Source organism: [Flexibacter] sp. ATCC 35103 (assembly GCF_001975985.1).
Taxonomy (GTDB): domain Bacteria; phylum Bacteroidota; class Bacteroidia; order Flavobacteriales; family Flavobacteriaceae; genus Flavobacterium.
This window is the reverse complement of record NZ_MTQF01000010.1, coordinates 83,348-102,428: the sequence shown is the minus strand read 5'-3', so window position 1 is coordinate 102,428 and position 19,081 is coordinate 83,348. Positions and strand designations below refer to the sequence as shown.

At 32.2% G+C, this 19,081-nt stretch carries 19 protein-coding genes; 5 read left to right on the top strand and 14 right to left on the bottom strand.

The annotated features are described in order from the left end of the window. Window positions 1–61: 61 nt before the first annotated feature. Window positions 62–1,018, top strand: a complete 957-nt coding sequence (locus BXU01_RS18910) for a hypothetical protein (RefSeq protein WP_083694739.1) — start codon at window positions 62–64, stop codon at window positions 1,016–1,018. Between the two features lie 13 nt (window positions 1,019–1,031). Here the strand turns inward: BXU01_RS18910 and BXU01_RS18905 are convergent, their stop codons facing one another. From BXU01_RS18905 to BXU01_RS18840, 14 genes are all read right to left on the bottom strand, one after another. Further along, window positions 1,032–2,009 carry a YeiH family protein gene (locus BXU01_RS18905; protein WP_083694738.1) on the bottom strand — a complete coding sequence of 326 codons (978 nt, stop codon included), beginning with the start codon at window positions 2,007–2,009 and terminating at the stop codon, window positions 1,032–1,034. Between the two features lie 73 nt (window positions 2,010–2,082). After that, window positions 2,083–2,979 carry a LysR family transcriptional regulator gene (locus tag BXU01_RS18900; RefSeq protein ID WP_083694737.1) on the bottom strand — a complete coding sequence of 299 codons (897 nt, stop codon included), beginning with the start codon at window positions 2,977–2,979 and terminating at the stop codon, window positions 2,083–2,085. 8 nt (window positions 2,980–2,987) lie between these two features. Then, on the bottom strand, window positions 2,988–3,731 hold the full coding sequence (locus BXU01_RS18895; RefSeq protein WP_083694736.1) for an SH3 domain-containing protein: 744 nt from the start codon (window positions 3,729–3,731) through the stop codon (window positions 2,988–2,990). Window positions 3,732–3,763: 32 nt separating this feature from the next. Then, a complete protein-coding gene (locus BXU01_RS18890) occupies window positions 3,764–5,791 on the bottom strand; it encodes a hypothetical protein (protein WP_083694735.1) in 2,028 nt (675 codons plus the stop codon). 147 nt (window positions 5,792–5,938) lie between these two features. Further along, entirely contained in the window at window positions 5,939–6,685 is a 747-nt protein-coding gene (gene fabG, locus BXU01_RS18885; protein ID WP_055092310.1) for a 3-oxoacyl-[acyl-carrier-protein] reductase, read from the bottom strand. Window positions 6,686–6,873: 188 nt separating this feature from the next. Further along, on the bottom strand, window positions 6,874–7,299 hold the full coding sequence (locus BXU01_RS18880) for a hypothetical protein (RefSeq protein ID WP_083694734.1): 426 nt from the start codon (window positions 7,297–7,299) through the stop codon (window positions 6,874–6,876). A gap of 142 nt (window positions 7,300–7,441) precedes the next feature. Continuing rightward, the gene (sucD, locus tag BXU01_RS18875; RefSeq protein ID WP_055092315.1) at window positions 7,442–8,314 is read right to left on the bottom strand and encodes a succinate--CoA ligase subunit alpha; all 873 of its coding nucleotides are present in this window, start codon (window positions 8,312–8,314) and stop codon (window positions 7,442–7,444) included. Window positions 8,315–8,398: 84 nt separating this feature from the next. Then, a complete protein-coding gene (locus BXU01_RS18870; RefSeq protein ID WP_055092317.1) occupies window positions 8,399–8,761 on the bottom strand; it encodes a hypothetical protein in 363 nt (120 codons plus the stop codon). Window position 8,762: 1 nt separating this feature from the next. After that, entirely contained in the window at window positions 8,763–9,692 is a 930-nt protein-coding gene (locus tag BXU01_RS18865) for a UDP-3-O-(3-hydroxymyristoyl)glucosamine N-acyltransferase (protein ID WP_083694733.1), read from the bottom strand. Between the two features lie 136 nt (window positions 9,693–9,828). Continuing rightward, window positions 9,829–10,395, bottom strand: a complete 567-nt coding sequence (efp, locus tag BXU01_RS18860; RefSeq protein ID WP_047775112.1) for an elongation factor P — start codon at window positions 10,393–10,395, stop codon at window positions 9,829–9,831. 94 nt (window positions 10,396–10,489) lie between these two features. Continuing rightward, complete coding sequence (gene lpxA / locus BXU01_RS18855) at window positions 10,490–11,275, bottom strand: acyl-ACP--UDP-N-acetylglucosamine O-acyltransferase (protein WP_055092319.1); 786 nt, start codon at window positions 11,273–11,275, stop codon at window positions 10,490–10,492. A gap of 74 nt (window positions 11,276–11,349) precedes the next feature. Beyond that, on the bottom strand, window positions 11,350–12,738 hold the full coding sequence (locus tag BXU01_RS18850) for a bifunctional UDP-3-O-[3-hydroxymyristoyl] N-acetylglucosamine deacetylase/3-hydroxyacyl-ACP dehydratase (RefSeq protein WP_055092924.1): 1,389 nt from the start codon (window positions 12,736–12,738) through the stop codon (window positions 11,350–11,352). Beyond that, window positions 12,731–13,774 carry a UDP-3-O-(3-hydroxymyristoyl)glucosamine N-acyltransferase gene (gene lpxD / locus BXU01_RS18845; protein ID WP_083694732.1) on the bottom strand — a complete coding sequence of 348 codons (1,044 nt, stop codon included), beginning with the start codon at window positions 13,772–13,774 and terminating at the stop codon, window positions 12,731–12,733. Before lpxD ends, BXU01_RS18850 begins: the two co-directional genes overlap by 8 nt. Window positions 13,775–13,813: 39 nt before the next feature. Next, window positions 13,814–15,043, bottom strand: a complete 1,230-nt coding sequence (locus BXU01_RS18840) for an HD domain-containing protein (protein WP_083694731.1) — start codon at window positions 15,041–15,043, stop codon at window positions 13,814–13,816. Between the two features lie 222 nt (window positions 15,044–15,265). Here BXU01_RS18840 and BXU01_RS18835 point away from each other — a divergent pair, with 222 nt between their 5' ends. From BXU01_RS18835 to BXU01_RS18820, 4 genes are all read left to right on the top strand, one after another. Then, window positions 15,266–16,819, top strand: coding sequence for a bifunctional response regulator/alkaline phosphatase family protein (locus BXU01_RS18835; RefSeq protein ID WP_055092325.1), 1,554 nt, complete (start codon window positions 15,266–15,268; stop codon window positions 16,817–16,819). Window positions 16,820–16,906: 87 nt separating this feature from the next. Next, window positions 16,907–17,314: a tRNA (adenosine(37)-N6)-threonylcarbamoyltransferase complex ATPase subunit type 1 TsaE gene (gene tsaE / locus BXU01_RS18830; RefSeq protein WP_083694730.1), complete on the top strand. Its 408-nt coding sequence runs from the start codon at window positions 16,907–16,909 to the stop codon at window positions 17,312–17,314. A gap of 10 nt (window positions 17,315–17,324) precedes the next feature. Continuing rightward, a complete protein-coding gene (locus tag BXU01_RS18825; protein WP_083694729.1) occupies window positions 17,325–17,798 on the top strand; it encodes a GNAT family N-acetyltransferase in 474 nt (157 codons plus the stop codon). An 83-nt stretch (window positions 17,799–17,881) separates the two neighbouring features. After that, window positions 17,882–19,081, top strand: a complete 1,200-nt coding sequence (locus BXU01_RS18820; protein ID WP_055092331.1) for an alanine dehydrogenase — start codon at window positions 17,882–17,884, stop codon at window positions 19,079–19,081.

Here is a 19,081-nt window from a genome sequence, read left to right as displayed (position 1 = left end):
AAGTTTAAATTAAAAGTTTCTTTGTAAATTCGTTTCGTTTTTTATTCTAAATTTTAAATTTATGCGCCCTATCTATTTAAGTGTTCTTTTCTTTTTATTTTCTTCTGTTTGCTTTGCTCAGGATGATGATCTTGTACAATTAAAAAATGTTAGTGATACTATTTTAAATACTAAAAGGCAACTACAGGTTAAGAATCCGTTTGATGCTATAAAAACAATGCAAAAGTTGTTTCCGGGCAAATTATACAATATGTCAGATCGTAATACTTTTGTGAGCTGGAAATGTAAAAGCTGTAAACCTGTTGCATATATTGATGCAAATGGTGAAGAAGGCGATCAAATGTTTCCTTACACAGAAGGCGTCGCTACAAGATTACTTACTACCATTGATTACTCTGATTCAAAAGGAAATCAATTTAAATTTTTGGTATTTAATCATTCTGTTTATGACGCTGATGGATTGCAAACGAGCAGGTTTACCGGCGGTCTTCTAAGCATCGCTAAATTTGTAAAAAATGACAATACCTGGGAAATGAAATCTTTTCAGCCAGCAATTCACGCTTTTGGTTCTTTTGCTCAGGCTCCTGTACCTAAATTGGTGCAGATTGGTGAAGATCAATACGCTTTAACTCTTGTCCATGCTAATGGCGGCGGCGGAGCTCCGTATTCTGGCTATCTTTATCTTCTTGTAGGTTTTGATGGAAAATACCAACCTTTGATGGAAGTTAATTATTACAGTCTTTTTAATAGCAGCAGCTCAGATTGGTCAAGTGCTTACACTGTAGTTAATGACAACAGTAAAAAGTTTTTCCGTGATTTTATCATTACAACAACAGGTTCGTATAAAAAAGCAAAAGGTACTGAGGATGACTACGAAGTAGATTTACCAGCTGAAATTGCTACATTGGCTAAAACTAAAAAGCAATTTAATTTTGTAATCGAAAGACGTTTTTCATTTAAAGGCAAACATTACAGCATTGTGGGTAAACCGACTGTTAAATTTTCGAACGTAAAATAAGAAATATCGTTTTTTAGTTAAGATATAAAATTGAAGCCAAACCTAGAGCAGCAATAAATATCCAGAGAATTATACCTTGTAGTAAAGGCTTCACTCCTACTGATTTTAAGGTACTGATATTTAAAGTTGCACCTATTAAGAATAAAGTTATTGTTAAACCAATTTTAGCAATGCTAACAATATTTTGCGTAACCAGAGCTGTTGCCGGCAAATAAGTGTTTAGAAGCATTGCCACAACAAATAACCCAATGAAATAAGGAATCTTAATTTTTGTTCCTTTACTTTTCGATTGATTTTTGAAAACTATTGCGGTTAAAAGTGAGATTGGTATAATCCATAATGCTCTCGCTAGTTTAACTGTTGTTGCGATTTGCAATGCTTCGGCTCCATACTTATTGGCTGCGCCTACAACTGAACTGGTATCGTGAATGGCAATTGCGCACCATAAGCCAAAATCTTTCTGAGATAAGCCAAGTTGGTGACCAATAAAAGGAAAGACAAATAACGCGATAGAATTGAGAATAAAAATAACCCCTAAAGCTATTGAAGTCTGATTTTCGTTTGATTTGATTACAGGGGAAATTGCTGCAATGGCACTTCCGCCGCAAATAGCTGTTCCGCATGATATTAAGTGAGATGTTTTTTTATCGGTTTTTAACCATTTTCCTAAAAAAGTTCCTAATATAAGAGTGCTGAAAATCGAGAATATCGTCAATAAAAAACCTTCTTTACCAGCAGAAACGGCAGTTGAAGCGTTCATACCAAAACCTAATCCTACAACTGAAAATTGTAATAAATAAGTAATAGCTTTATGATTGAATTCGACAAAAGGATTACCAAAAACATTTACCATAATAACGCCCAGTAATAATGCAATTGGAGGTGAAATAATCGACAATAAACACAATACAATTATTATAGCAAAAAAAGCTTGCTGAATATAAAGGTTGACTTCGAATAATTGGGCTGATGAATGTTGCTTTGTTTTCAAAATGATAAATTTGATATTTGATTACAAAGGTCTGCCCTTTATATCGTATTTACCAATTGTAAAAAGCAATAGGCTATAACTCTAAGTTATAATGAGACGCGATATTTTGAATAAAGAGTTCTGATAAAGAATCTGTTTTACCAAGTAATGTTATGATATAAAAATACCTTTCGACAGACAAACCTTCTACATCTAAAACTATAAGTTCATTATTTTTAAGCTCTTTATCTACCGCATGTATTGACATAAAAGCGAAACAATCAGAATTCAACAAATAAGATTTTATGCTTTCTGTAGATCCTAACTGCATTTCGATTTGAAGATCGGTAATTTTTACATTAATTTGTTTTAAAGCAAATTCTATAACTTCAAGTGTTCCTGAACCACGTTCGCGAGTGATGAATTTCATTGTTTTTAAATCTTCCAATGAAATGTCCTTTTGCTTCAGTAAAGGATTTTTGGTATTACAAACCAAAACCAATTCGTCTTTTAAAAATGGAATGTATTTAATGGACTGATTTTTAGATTGTCCTTCAACGATTCCTATTTCGATTTCTTTATTGATTAAGGCGTTTTCGATTTGTTCTGTATTTCCGTTGAGCAAATTGACTTTTATATCTTTTTGTTTCTGGTGAAAACGGGCTAAAACAGGCGAAATAATATATTGTGAAATTGTTGTACTTGCTCCCAACCTCAATAATCCCTGGCGTTCGTTGATAAAGGAACTCATATCAAAGTCGATCTCACGATAGATTTCGAAGATGTTTTTAGTATGTTTTAGTAAAATTTCACCGGCTGGAGTTAAGGCAATTTTAGAACCATTACGTTCAAAAAGCTTTGTTTTATAGGTTTCTTCGAGTTCCTGAATGTGTTTAGAAACCGCTGGCTGCGAAATATATAATTCAGTTGCCGCTTTAGTAAAGTTAAGGCGGAGTGCAACGGTGTAGAATACTTTTAGCCTGAAATCCATTTTTATACTTAAGGTATTATTTGCATTAAAGTCAAAGAAAATATTTTATTGTCTTTTAAGCACCAAATAGCTTCATACGATTCTGAACCATCAGCACCGGACATTACTAAATATATTTCTTCTTTTTGACCAAGATATAATTTTGTTAATTCTAAATCTAATTCATAAAGACCAAAAATCGCTTCTTTAGGAAATATATAAGTTTTACCGTCTTTTACAAATTTTATTGTTTTTAATTCAATTTTAGGAATTTGATTCTGAAATCCCCAGACATGTAAATCATTATCAATAACAATTTCTGCTTCTTTACTTTTAGATATCTTATGTTGTGTTTTATCAAAAATTTTAGTTTCAATATATACCTGAAGATTATTGTTTTTGAAACTAACCTTTTTTGAATTCTCATTTATAATTTTCAAATCTTTCAACTCATCCAAAGACACAATTCTACTTTTATGAATGTATCCATCTTCGTTGATATCTTTGTATTTGATAAAATCTTTAACTTTCAAATCTGGATTAATAGGAAGCCAAACTTTAACCCAATCTGACTTTGTGGTGCTTTCATCATAAAAGGAACTAATAGAAAATACATGACCTTCGATAATTTTTCCAATTATTTTTCCTTTAACATTTGGCTTTTGTCTTAAATTAACAAAACCATCTTTATCATATACAATAGAGAGTTGTGCATTAGACATTGCACTAACGAAAAAAAGATTTAAAGCTAATATAAGTCTAAAGGTCAACATCTTGTATTATTCAGGGTTTTAGTTTAAAGGCTTTACAACAACCCATTATATTTCCTTACAAACCATTCCGTTGTCAATACAACAGCAATTAAAATCAACAACCAAGCCCAATCAATTAGTGGAGTTTTAGTTGAGACATTTTTCTCGATTGATTTGTAATCTTTATTTTCTAAAAGTTGCTGAATCAAATCATCGGCTTGATTTTCAAAAAAAGCTTTCCCGTTGGTTTGCAATGCCAGTTGTTTCAGTTTTACAACATCGGGATTTACAAATTGTTTTTCGATATCAAAATCCAAAATCTCAAAATGACTTGAATAAGATGTGTTTGTATTTAATTCTTTTACCGTAAAATTATATTTTCCGGCAGCTAAACCATCCAGATTTGCTGAGAAAGAATTATTTCCTTTTAGTAAGTCATAGTTTTTAGCTTGCTTCGTTTGAGCATTTGTGACTGTAATCGTTAAATTTGCTTTTTCATCGAATTCATAATTTTTATTGAAGTATTGCGCGTTAATTACAATTGCTTCACCTGAATTATAAAAGCTTTCATGAGTTACAACCAAAGATTTTTTTGAGGTTGTTGATGCGAGATACTGAATAATCTTATCTATAAAAACATCATATTTCTCAAATGACTGGTTGTCGATATGACTTTGCAAACGCCATTTCCAACTATTTTCACCTAATAAAAAGGCAGTACGTTTTCCTTGATTTTCGGCGAAAGCCAATAATGGTGCATTTGTAGCAACATTTCTAATTTTTGAAGAAAGTAAAACAGATACATTTCCGTTTGTTGTAATGGTACCAAATAAATTTTGAAGCGGAGGGAAATTTTCAAATCCAATATTTTCGATCGCAAACAAATTAAACTGCGATTGAAATTCTGTTAGATAATCTTCTCTTTGCCCGCTCATTTTAAAAACCAGACTAGTTTGCTGTTGGTTTAGAAAATTAAAATCGGTATTGTTTCCTGTAATAATAAAAGTATTTCTTCCTGCTAATTTATTATTATCAAAAATAGCTTTGAAAGCAGGAGTTGGCTGATATAAAACCAAAACTGATACTTCTTGTAATTGGTTTATATCATTTGGTTTAACCAATATTACTTTACGTTGTGCATTAACTTCGATCGAACGTTTTAGCGCAGCTATATCCGGATGATTTATAGCCGAAACTATTGCAATTGTCGACTTTTGATCGATAACTTCTACAGCAAAATTCTTTATGTTATTATAGCCGTTTTTTTCTTGTGTTCCGGATGAAATACTGGCTTTAAAAATTTGCAAACCTACTTTATCAGCAGGTAAAAGCAAGTTTAAGGTCGCTGTTTTTTTTGAAGCAGAAAAAGAAACTTTCTCTTTTGCAACGATTGTATTTCCTTGTGAAATTGTAAAATCAGCATTTATATTTTTATCTCCCGCATATTGCAGAAAAACTTCTACGGGAAATTTATTTTTATGAAAAGCGTATTTGTTTACGTTAAGCTGATTGATTTTTAAATCAAGAAAAGTGGTTGTATCTCCTACAACCAAAGGATAAACTTTATTAACAGGATCAAAACGATATACATAATCGTTTCCTGTAGTTTGATTTCCGTCAGTAATAATAACCGTTGGGAAAATCAGATTTTTATTGATACTTTTTAGATTTTTTGCTACTTCGTCAAGGTTGGTTTGTTTTCCTTTAAAATCAAATTTATCTAATGGCTTAAAATCAGCGTCGAATTGATAAGATTGAATTTCAAATTTTTCTTTTAAAGCGGGATTTGAAATTAATTTTTGGTATAATTCTTCTGTTTTTTTATCTGATTTTAAAGCTGTGATTGAACTCGAATTGTCGACTGCAATTGCTAAAGGTGTTTTAGTGATTTCTAGTGCACTTTTTGTCATTATTGGGTTTATCAATAATAGCAATAATCCAAAAATGGCCAGAAAACGTAAAAAAGCCAAAAACCAAACCACATTGGATTTGTTTTTGGCTTTAAAAAAATATTGAAAATACGATAACCCACCCGCTATTACTAAAGAAAGTAATAATAATAGAATCGTGTTTGTAGTCATAATTATTTAGTATTCAGTATCAGTTTACAGTAATCAGATTAAAAAGTCAATTAATTATGACTATTGTTCAGCTTCTATTCTAGAGTCAGATAAAAACTGATTACTAAAACCTTTGAACCTTTGTAACTTAGAACTTTAATGCTCTATTTATGTAAGCATTCCTCCACACACATTAAGTACTTGTCCGGTAACATAAGCACTCATGTCAGAAGCTAAGAAAAGACAAGCATTAGCAACATCTTCAACAGTTCCGCCACGTTTTAACGGAATTCCGTCTCTCCATCCTTTTACTACATCTTCCGGTAATTTTGCCGTCATCTCTGTTTCAATAAAACCAGGAGCAATTGCATTGCAGCGAATATTACGAGAACCTAATTCTAATGCTACTGATTTTGTAAAACCAATTGCACCTGCTTTAGAGGCTGCATAATTTGTTTGTCCTGCATTTCCGGAAACTCCAACTACAGAACTAATATTAATAATAGAACCTGCGCGTTGTTTCAGGAAAGTTTTCTGAATTGCTTTTGTCATATTAAATACCGATTTTAAATTCACATCGATAACCTGATCAAAATCAGCCTCAGACATACGCATTAATAAATTATCTTTTGTAATTCCGGCATTATTAATTAAAATATCAACTGTTCCAAAATCTGCCAAAACAGCATCAACGAAAGTTTGCGCTTCATTAAAATCGGCCGCATTCGATTGGTATCCTTTTGCTTTAACTCCTAAACCATTCAATTCAGCTTCAAGAGCCTGAGCAGACTCTACAGATGAGCTATATGTAAAAGCAACGTTTGCTCCGTGTTTAGCAAAAACTTCAGCAATTCCTCTTCCAATTCCACGACTAGCGCCCGTAATAATGGCAACTTTTCCTTCTAGTAATTTCATATTCAAAATTAATGTTAATATTATTTGTAGCTATTTCTGCTATTAATGACTTGTCAAATATATGATAATTCCTTTTTTAAAAAAACTACAATTGCATATTTATGGTAAGCGAAGTGTTTTAAAATTGATTAAACAAAAAAAACACTCCAAACTGAAGTGCTTTTTTATATTTATTTAAAAACAGCTTATTAGAAAGCTACATTCCATCTTGGTAATTTTGCATTTTCATCTAAGAAATTTTGCAAAACTTGTCCTTCAACAGCTGTTGGAATTGCTTTTACATCTGCATTAAAAGTTTCGAACCAAACTACTTCAAGAGCAGCAATAGTTTCTAACTTCATTTGTGCAGGCCATGAATATTTTCTTCCTGTTTTTGCAAATTGGTGTCCGTTTACGATTTTATCATATAAACCACCATTTTTACTTTTTAAAGTTCCATCATTTTGAACTGTTCCTGTAGAACCAACCATGATTAATTCTTTTGCATCTCCTTCAACAGCATAAACTACAAAAACACCTGCACCTTCAGATGCATTACAAGCTTGTTCTAAACTATCTTCAACGGTAAAAGTAAAACTATTGCTTACTTTAAACTTTTCTAATTCTTTGTACATATTTCTTTTTTTTAAGCTTCTGAGGTTCTTAGAATCTGAGTTGCTAAGTTTTAAATTATATTCCAGTCATTTTAAAAATGGAAAAAAGTCTCAACACGATATTGAGACTTTTTTCTGGAATTTTTATTTCTAATATTGGAGATTATCCAAGTATTTCTTTTACTTTTTTACCAATTTCAGCTGGTGAATCAACAACGTGAATTCCGTTGTCTCTCATAATTTGTTTTTTAGCAGCAGCTGTATCATCAGAACCACCAACAATAGCACCTGCGTGACCCATTGTTCTACCTGCAGGAGCAGTTTCTCCAGCGATAAAACCAACAACTGGCTTACGGTTACCATCAGCTCTTACCCATTTAGCAGCATCAGCTTCTAATTGACCACCAATTTCACCAATCATAATGATAAGTTCAGTTTCAGGATCGTTCATTAACAATTCAACAGCTTCTTTAGTTGTAGTTCCAATAATTGGATCTCCACCAATACCAATAGCTGTAGTAATTCCTAAACCTTGTTTTACAACCTGGTCAGCAGCTTCGTAAGTTAAAGTTCCTGATTTAGAAACGATACCAACTGTTCCTTTTTTGAAAACGAAACCTGGCATAATACCAACTTTAGCTTCACCCGGAGTAATAACTCCCGGACAGTTTGGTCCGATTAATCTAGAATTTCTTTCTTTAACATAATTATTTGCTTTAATCATATCTGCTACAGGAATTCCTTCTGTAATAGCAATAATTACTTTAATTCCAGCATCAGCAGCTTCCATAATTGCATCAGCAGCAAAAGCTGGTGGTACGAAAATGATAGATGTATCAGCTCCAGCTTGATCAACAGCATCTTTTACTGTATTAAAAACCGGACGATCTAAATGGCTAGTTCCTCCTTTTCCCGGAGTAACACCACCAACAACATTAGTACCGTACTCAATCATTTGAGAAGCGTGGAAAGTTCCTTCGCTTCCTGTAAATCCTTGAACAATTATTTTGGAATCTTTATTAACTAAAACACTCATGATATATATTTTATGTAGTTTTTAAAATTGTGATGCAAAAGTAAGGTTTTGTAACGTATTTTAACCTTTTTGTCTTCAAAAAAATTAAGAAAATTGACTCATTTGATACCCGCGATATAATTTATCATCTTTTATTTGCCAAATTGTAGCAAAATGGGCTAATAACATCTCTTCTCTTGGATTCTCAATCGTTTTCACAAAATGAGAATATCGTATCGAAACTAAGTCATCTTCTGCCAGAATGTGGCTTATTCTTACTTTTGATCGTACATAAGCACGACTAAGTTCATTTGCCATCTCTAACATCGAATTATAATCCATCTCAATTAATCCTTTGGTACTATTCCAATCTAACTTTACATCAGGATGCAAATAGATTTTCATAACTTCACTATCAATTAAGGCGTCTGACTTATAAAATTTTTGAACAAATTCTTTAATAGACATATTATTTCAATTTATTTAAAATTTCAGGAATCTTTTTGATATTGGCTAATTGTTTTAACTTTTCTCTTGATTCTTCGATTGGGGTTCCAAAATACGATTTTCCGCCTTCAACCGATTTAGTAACTCCCGTTTGTCCCATAATAACAGCCTTGGCTCCTATTGTAATACCGCTTGTCGTACCAACTTGTCCCCAAATTGTTACTTCATCTTCAATAATTACGCATCCCGCAATACCGGTTTGTGAAGCAATTAAACATTTTTTACCTATTACAGTATCATGCCCAACATGCACCTGATTATCCAGTTTTGTTCCTTCACCAATAGTGGTATCGCCCGTAACACCTTTATCGATCGTACAAAGTGCACCAATACCAACATTATTTTCTATCACTACTCTTCCTCCTGAAATAAGCTGATCAAAGCCATCCGGACGTTTTTTATAATAAAAAGCATCAGCTCCCAAAATAGTTCCTGCATGAATCATTACATTATCACCAATTACGGTATTATCGTAAATAGTAACATTGGGATGTATCAAACAGTTTTTACCTATTGTTACGTTGTTTCCAACAAAACAATTGGGCTGAATTACAGTTCCTTCTCCAATAGTTGCAGAAAGTGATATAGAAACAGTTGTAGCCTGAAAAGGTCTGAAATGTTTCGTTAAGGTATTAAAATCTCTAAAAGGATCATCAGAAATTAAAAGCGCTTTACCTTCCGGGCAATCTACTTTTTTATTAATTAAAACAATAGTAGCCGCAGATTGTAATGCTTTATCGTAGTATTTAGGATGATCAACAAAAACAATATCTCCAGGTTCAACAACATGTATTTCGTTCATGCCTGAAACCGGAAAGTTCTGGTCACCTATAAATTCGCATTGAAGCAAATTTGCAATTTCTTGTAAAGAATGAATCTTTGGAAATTTCATATATTTAAAATTAGAAAATTTGTCAATTAGAAAATGTGCCAATTAGAAAATGTGTCAATTAGAAAATGAATGCTCAAAATTGTGATGCTTCACTAATTTTCTAATTGACTCATTGACAAATTATCTAATTAAAAAACTACTCTTTTACACGCTCCATGTAAGATCCTGAAGCGGTATCAATTTTAATTTTATCACCTTCGTTGATGAACAACGGAACGTTTACATTTGCTCCGGTTTCTACCGTAGCAGATTTAGTAGCATTTGTAGCTGTATTTCCTTTTACTCCCGGCTCAGCATAAGTAACTTCAAGAATTACAGAAGATGGCATATCTACAGATAAAGGCAAATCAGTCTCTGTATTTACCTGAACCATTACACTTGTTCCTTCTTTTAATAATCCCGGAGCATCCAGAATATTTTTATTCAAAGAAATTTGCTCAAAAGATTCTGTATTCATAAAATGAAATTCATCTCCTTCAGCATATAAAAACTGATAATTATGCGTTTCAACACGCACATCGTCTATTTTGTGTCCTGCAGAAAATGTATTATCTAATACTCTTCCTGTAGTTAAACTTCTTAATTTTGTTCTTACGAAAGCTGGACCTTTTCCAGGTTTTACGTGAAGAAATTCGACTATTTTATAAATATCGTGATTGAATTTAATACACAATCCGTTTCTAATATCTGATGTAGATGCCATTTTGTTCTTGTTTTATTTAATATTTTGTTTAATCGTTAAATCGTCTATCTGTTTTCGATGTAACGAATAAACAAATAAACGATTAAACTTTTATTTAATAGTTTCCTGAATAACCTTTCATAATTCCTCTTGATGAATTTCTGATAAAATCTAAAATTTCATCTCTCTCAGGAGTAGCTTCCATTTCAGCTTCAATAATACTTAAAGCTTGTGTTGTATTGTAATTCTTTTGGTATAAAATTCTGTAAATTTCCTGAATTTCTCTAATTTTTTCAGTACTAAATCCTCTTCTTCTTAAACCAACAGAATTGATCCCTACATAAGACAAAGGCTCTTTTGCTGCTTTTGTATAAGGTGGAACATCTTTTCTAACCAAAGATCCACCAGAAATCATAGCGTGATCTCCAATATGAATAAATTGGTGAATAGCCGCCAATCCGCCAATAACAGCGTGATTACCAACTACAACGTGACCTGCTAATGCAACACCATTTACGATAATAGCATTATTACCAATCTCGCAATCGTGTGCAATATGAGCATAAGCCATAACTAAACAGTTATTACCCAAGGTTGTTTGTCCTGAAGCAACTGTACCTCTATTTATGGTTACACATTCTCTGATAGTACAATTATCTCCTATAATAGCTAAAGAATCTTCGCCACCAAATTTTAAATCCTGAGGTACCGCAGAAATAACTGCCCCCGGAAAAATATTACAATTTTTACCAATTCGGGCACCTTCCATGATGGTTACATTTGAACCAATCCAAGTACCATCACCAATAATAACATTATTGTGAATTGTTGTAAAAGGCTCAATTACAACATTTTTAGCGATTTTAGCGCCTGGATGAACATATGCTAATGGTTGATTCATCTGTGAGTTTTATATTTTATATTAAAATAGTCTAATTTGGGCAACAAACGTAAACAATAAAATCGATTAAATTATTATTGTTTTCTTGCAATTTGAGCCATTAATTCTGCCTCTGTTACCAATTTTCCATTTGCGTATGCATTTGCCTGCATGTGACAGATCCCTCTTCTGATAGGAGAAATCAATTCGCATTTAAAAATTAAGGTATCACCAGGCAATACTTTATGCTTGAATTTAACATTATCAATTTTCATGAAATACGTTAAATAATTTTCAGGATCAGGAACAGTACTTAGTACCAAGATCCCTCCTGTTTGTGCCATTGCTTCAACGATTAAAACACCTGGCATTACTGGAGCTTCAGGAAAATGCCCTACGAAGAAATTCTCATTCATCGTTACATTTTTCATACCCACAACATGACTGTCAGACATTTCTATAATTCTGTCGATTAATAAAAATGGAGGTCTGTGTGGCAAAACTGCCATAATTTTATGAATATCCATCAATGGCTCCAGATTTAAATCGTAAACCGGAACATGATTTCTTTGTTCAATTTTAATAATTTTTGCTAATTTTTTAGCAAATTGCGTATTTACATAATGCCCAGGTTTATTTGCAATAATTTTTCCCTGAATCCTAACACCAATCAAAGACAAATCTCCAACAACATCAAGTAATTTGTGTCTTGCAGCTTCGTTTGGATAATGTAAAGTCAGGTTGTCTAAAACTCCGTTTGGCTTAACCGAAATTTTATCTTTACCAAAAGCTTTCTTTAAATTTTCCATTGTAGATTCAGATATTTCTTTATCTACATATACAATAGCATTGTTTAAATCTCCACCTTTTATAAGTCCGTTTTCTAAAAGAGACTCTAATTCATGCAAGAAACTAAAAGTTCTTGAATTAGCAATTTCATCTTTAAAATCAGCTATACTTTTCATGGTTGCGTTTTGAGTACCTAAAACTTTAGTACCAAAATCTACCATTGCAGTTACCTGATAATCATCGCTTGGCATCACTAAGATCTCGCTTCCGGTAGTTTCATCAGTAAACGAAATAACTTCTTTTACCACATATACATTACGTTTAGCATCTTGTTCTTCGATACCGGCTTTTTCAATCGCTTCAACAAAATATTTTGAAGAACCATCCATAATAGGAAGTTCAGAAGCATTCAATTCTATAATAACGTTATCCAAATCGCAACCAACCAATGCCGCTAAAACGTGTTCAGGAGTTTGAATTTTTACACCTAATTTTTCTAAATTAGTACCTCTTTGCGTATTAACAACATAATTAGCATCTGCTTCGATCACGGGCTGACCTTGCAAATCTACTCTTACAAAAGTGAAACCATTATTAATTGGAGCTGGTTTAAAAGTCATTGTAACTTCTTTTCCAGTGTGTAATCCAACGCCTGTTAGTGAAATTTCATTTTTGATGGTCTTCTGTTTAACCATTATTTCCATTTTTTGGGTTTATTATTTGTTTTTTTAATTCATCAATTTCGGCAACAATTTTAGGCAGATTCTTGAAATGTACATACGATTTATTAAAATCCGTATATGCAAGAGATGGTGTTCCCTGCAATATTTCGTCATCTTTAATGTTTCTTGCAACTCCTGATTGAGCCTGCAGTCTTACATTATTACCTATAGTTAAATGCCCTGCGATACCAACTTGCCCGCCAATCATACAATTTTCGCCTATTTTTGTAGAGCCCGCCACACCAGATTGCGCTGCAATAACAGTGTTTTTACCAATTTCTACATTATGGGCAATCTGAATTTGATTGTCTAATTTAACTCCTTTTCTAATTATCGTAGAACCCAGAGTTGCTCGATCTATTGTTGTATTTGCACCAATATCTACATTATCTTCAATAATAACATTCCCTATTTGAGGAACCTTACTATAAACACCTTCTTCATCCGGTACAAAACCAAAACCATCTGCACCAATAATAGTTCCTGAATGAATCGTACAATTGTTACCAATTATAGTTTCAGAATAAATTTTGGCGCCTGCAAAAATATACACATTATCGCCAATAACAACATTATCACCAATAAAACTGTTAGGATAAATTTTTACATTATCTCCTAAAACTACATTTTGACCAATATAACTAAAGCTTCCTAAATATAAATTGTCTCCATATTTAGTTCCTTCAGACATAAATGAATGGGTTTCTATTCCGTTTTTATTCAATTTTACCTGATTGTAAAATTGTAAAAGTTTAGAAAAAGACGCATATGCATCTTCTACTTTTATTAAAGTGGTAGTAATTTCCTGTTCTGGTATAAAGCTGTCATTAACAATAGTAACTGATGCTTTTGTGGTATATATGTAATTGATATATTTGGGATTAGCCAAAAAAGTAAGCGACCCTTCCTCGCCTTCTTCAATCTTAGATAGCCGAGAAACTTCTGCATTGGGATTCCCAACAACTTCTCCTTCTAAAATTCCTGCTATTTGTTCTGCTGTAAATTTCATTGCGACAAAAATATAAAAAATAGATTTTAAATGTTAATTTTAGATAAGTTGTTTTGGAAAACAGATGTAATATTTTGTCACCAATTTAGATAACGATTTCAAATTCAGCTGATCAGAAGCTTCTACAACATCCTCAATTGTTTTATCTTTTTTTAATATTCGTATTGGTTCGGCCTCTTTACTATAAGCCTGATTTTTTATTTTTCCTCTAAAAATAAAATAACCCGCTTCTAATTGTGTGATATGATGAGCGTTAGCAAATTGTTCTTTTAATGATTGCGATTCTTCTGCCGGAATTTTTTCTGCGCTTAGTTTAATTTTTAGTAAATCTCTATTAATCAACATTTTACTCAAAGTAGAAAGTATAAAATCACCTTGCTTTTGCCAGGCTTTTAAAGCACTAATAATATCAAAATCATCTAATTGAGAAAATAAATCGAGTTTCTCAGCATCAAAATCTTCTAAAGCAACCTTATTTTGCATAAAATACAAAAGAGGTTCACTGCAAGGCAAATTAATTCCTTTTAAGGTTAATTCTTTCGCTCTTTTTAAAACATTCATCAAAATGAGTTCAGCAACTAAACTTGTTTTATGCAAATAAGCCTGCCAGTACATTAATCTTCTCGAAAGCAAAAATTTCTCAACAGAATAAATTCCTTTTTCCTCAATAACCAGAACACCATCAACCACATTCATCATCTGGATCAAACGTTCAGAGTTCACATTTCCTTCAGCAACTCCGGTATAAAAGCTATCACGTTTTAAATAATCCATTCGATCCATATCTAACTGACTTGAAATCAATTGCAACATAAATTTCCTATGATAATCTCCTTTAAAAACCTGAATAGCGAGACTTAATTTACCATCAAATTCATCATTTAACTGATTCATGAATAATAACGAAATAGCCTCATGATTCACATCTTCTACAATACTTTTTTCCATTGCATGCGAAAATGGTCCATGTCCAATATCATGTAATAAAATAGCAATTAACAAAGCACATTCTTCATCATTAGAAATCGCAACACCTTTAAAACGAAGCGTTTCTATTGCCTTTTGCATTAAATGCATACAGCCTAAAGCATGATGAAAACGCGTATGATTAGCACCTGGATAAACCAAATACGATAATCCCATTTGCGAAATACGGCGTAAACGCTGAAAATACGGGTGCTGAATTAGGTCGTAAATAAGTTCGTTCGGAATGGAAATAAACCCGTAGATGGGATCATTGAATATTTTTAACTTATTGATATGAGTCACTATTTGGTTCTTTTTAGGTCAACAAATATAAGTAAATAAGTATAAACCACTTTGTGTTTTTCATTTAAAAAACAACATTAAATTGTCGTGATTTTCAACCTCATGACTAATTAAAAAATAGATTTTACAAAAAAAACGCTTTTTATAATTCTGAAATTTATACTATTTTTAATACTTTTTAAGTTCTATACTTCTAAATTGCATTAAAAATTAAATACGTTTATGGATAAGATAAAAATACTTTGGGTCGATGATGAGATTGACCTTTTAAAACCACATATATTATTTCTGGAGAAAAAAAACTATGCTGTAACCACCTGTAATAACGGTTTGGATGCTATTGCATTGTTTGACGAAGATAATTTTGACATTGTTTTTTTAGATGAAAATATGCCCGGAATGAGCGGTTTGGAAACGCTTTCAGAAATGAAAGAAAAAAAATCAGCTATCCCGATGATCATGATTACAAAAAGCGAAGAAGAATATATAATGGAAGAAGCCATTGGTTCTAAAATTGCTGACTATTTGATAAAACCGGTAAATCCGAATCAAATCTTATTGAGTTTAAAGAAAAATCTGGATCATTCCAGATTAATTTCAGAAAAAACAACCTTAGATTATCAAAAAGAATTCAGAAAAATTTCGATGGAAATGGCTATGGTAAATTCTTATGAAGACTGGGTGGAACTATATAAAAAACTAATCTTCTGGGAATTAGAACTTGAAAACATCAACGATCAGGGAATGATTGAAATCCTTGAATCTCAGAAAGTTGAAGCTAATTCACAATTCGGAAAATATATTGAGCGAAATTATGAAGACTGGTTTGCTCCAAAAGCGGATAAACCAATTCAGTCACATAATTTATTTAAGGAATTAGTCGTTCCGGAAATCAAAAAGAAAGACAAGCCTATTTTGTTTGTAGTAATTGATAATTTGCGTTATGACCAATGGAAATCTTTTGAAACTGTCGTTGCCAATTACTATAAATTAGAAAAAGAAGTTCCTTATTTCTCGATACTTCCTACTGCAACACAATATGCCAGAAATGCTATTTTCTCTGGTTTATTGCCAACAGAAATGGAAAAACAATTTCCGCAATATTGGAAAAATGATGTAGAAGATGGCGGAAAAAATCTGTATGAAGCTGAATTTTTAAGCGCACAATTAAAACGATTGGGTTTAAATATTAAAGAAGATTATTTTAAAATCACCAATTATGCCGGTGGAAAAAAATTAGCTGAAAATTTTAAAGCTCTAAAAGGCAACGATCTGGTAACAGTTGTATATAATTTTGTCGATATGTTATCGCATGCAAAAACTGAAATGGACGTTGTAAAAGAACTTGCATCAGATGATAAAGCATATCGCTCGCTTACATTAAGCTGGTTTAAAAATTCTCCGCTTTTAGAAATTATTCAGCAAGCACAACTTTTAGGTTTCAAATTAATCCTGACAACAGATCATGGAACAATTAATGTAAAAAACCCATCAAAAGTTGTTGGAGATAAAAATACAAGTTTAAATTTGCGTTATAAAACCGGTCGTAGTTTAACATACGAACAAAAAGATGTGTATGTCATAAAAGAACCTAAAACAATTGGTTTGCCGGCAATAAATATGAGCAGTTCATTTATTTTCGCTAAAAATGATTTCTTTTTAGCTTATGTAAACAACTACAATCATTATGTGAGTTATTACAAAAATACCTATCAACACGGAGGAATTTCATTAGAAGAAATGATTATTCCGTTTTTGGTTTTTAACCCGAAATAAAAACAGTTTTCAGTCTCAGTCGCAGTTTTTAGTCTCAGTTTGTAAACTGAAAGCCGCGACTGAGACTATAATAAATAAACAATAACAATGGATATCGTTTTTTCATTAGATCAGATTAAAGAAACAGCAGAGAAAATTTTAACTCAGAATCCAAAGAAAATAATTCTTTTTAATGGAGAAATGGGCGTTGGCAAAACTACTTTAATCAAACAACTTTGTAAAAATCTTGGAGTTGAAGAAGCCACAAGCAGTCCAACCTTTTCTTTAGTTAACGAATACTACACTTCTAACAATCAAATCGTTTATCATTTTGATTTTTACAGATTAAATAAAGAAACTGAAGCTCTTGATATGGGAGTAGATGATTATTTATATTCTGGAAATTGGTGTTTTATCGAATGGTCTGAAAAAATTGCTAATCTAATTCCTGAAGAACATTCAATAATAAATATTGAGTTATTAGCTGATGGAAAAAGAAAATTGGAATTAGTTTAAAATATAAGAAATGAATTCCCAAAATACAGTCGAAATAATCCCATTCTCACCCGATTTAAAAGATTCAATAAAAATCTTAAATAAAGAATGGCTTCAAAAATATTTTAGAGTTGAAGAAAAAGACGAAATAGTACTTTCGAATCCTCAGGAAGAAATTATCAATAAAGGAGGATTAATTTTTTACGCTAAATATAATGATGAGATTGTAGGAACTGTTTCCTTAATGAAGGTTAATGATTCAACATTTGAATTGAGTAAAATGGCAGTTTCTGACCAGGCGCAAGGTTTAGGAATTAGAAATAAAATGCTGGTACATTGTCTGGCTATAGCCAAAGAAAACAACATTCAAAAATTATTTTTGTATTCAAATCGAAAATTACTTCCGGCGATTCACTTGTATGAGAAATTTGGTTTTACAGAAGTTCCTTTAGATGGCGGAATTTATGAAAGAGCCGACATAAAAATGGAAAAAATTATGCCGTAATTTCATCACATAGTATTAGCAGAATTTTTACATTGATTTAAAACTTTTTACGTAATTTGTACTCTTAATTTTTCGAACAACACATGTCAATCACATTAACTCCGTTTACGAAACAACAATTGTTGCCACAAGAAGAAAAACTTGAAATTGGCCGATTCAAAAGTGAACTTTTTATAGGAATTCCTAAAGAAACAAGTTATCAGGAGCGTCGTATTTGCTTAACCCCGGATGCTGTAAATTCGCTGACTTATGAAGGTCACCGTGTTATGATTGAGTCCGGAGCAGGAGAAAGTTCGAGTTATTCTGACAAAGAGTACTCAGATGCCGGAGCCGAAGTAACAAAAGATACCAAAAAAGTTTTTGGATGCCCAATGTTACTAAAGGTTGAACCACCCACATTAGCAGAAATTGAGATGATTAATCCGGAAACGATTATTATTTCTGCCATTCAGTTAAAAACAAAAAAGAAAACTTATTTCGAAGCTTTAGCTCAAAAAAAGATTACAGCATTAGCTTTTGAATATATTAAGGACGAAGACGGATCATATCCTGCCGTAAAATCATTAAGCGAGATTGCAGGAACTGCCTCTATACTTATTGCTGCAGAATTAATGATTACTGATGAATTTGGAAAAGGACTTTTATTTGGAAACATAACCGGCGTTCCTCCTACTGAAGTTGTAATTTTAGGCGCAGGAACTGTTGGTGAATTTGCTGCAAAAACCGCAATTGGTTTAGGTGCAAACGTAAAAGTTTTTGATAATTCGATTACAAAATTACGACGTTTACAGAATAATTTAAACCAGCGAATCTTTACTTCTACAGTGCAGCAAAAAGCATTATTAAAAGCATTAAGACGTTGTGATGTTGCTATTGGCGCGATGCGCGGAAAAGAACGCTGTCCGATTATAGTTACAGAAACCATGGTTGAACACATGAAAAAAGGTGCTGTAATTGTCGATGTAAGCATTGACACCGGAGGTTGCTTTGAAACTTCAGAAGTGACGACTCATGAAAAACCAACGTTTATAAAAAGTAATGTTTTACATTATTGTGTGCCAAACATTCCTTCAAGATATTCTAAAACTGCCTCATTATCAATAAGTAACATCCTTACTCCTTACTTACTTCAAATAGCTGAAGATGGTGGTTTAGAAAGTGCTATACGATGTAATAAAGGTTTAAAAAACGGAATTTATTTGTATCACGGAATTTTAACCAATAAAGCAATTGGCGAATGGTTTGATTTACCTGATAACGATATCAATTTACTTGTATTTTAA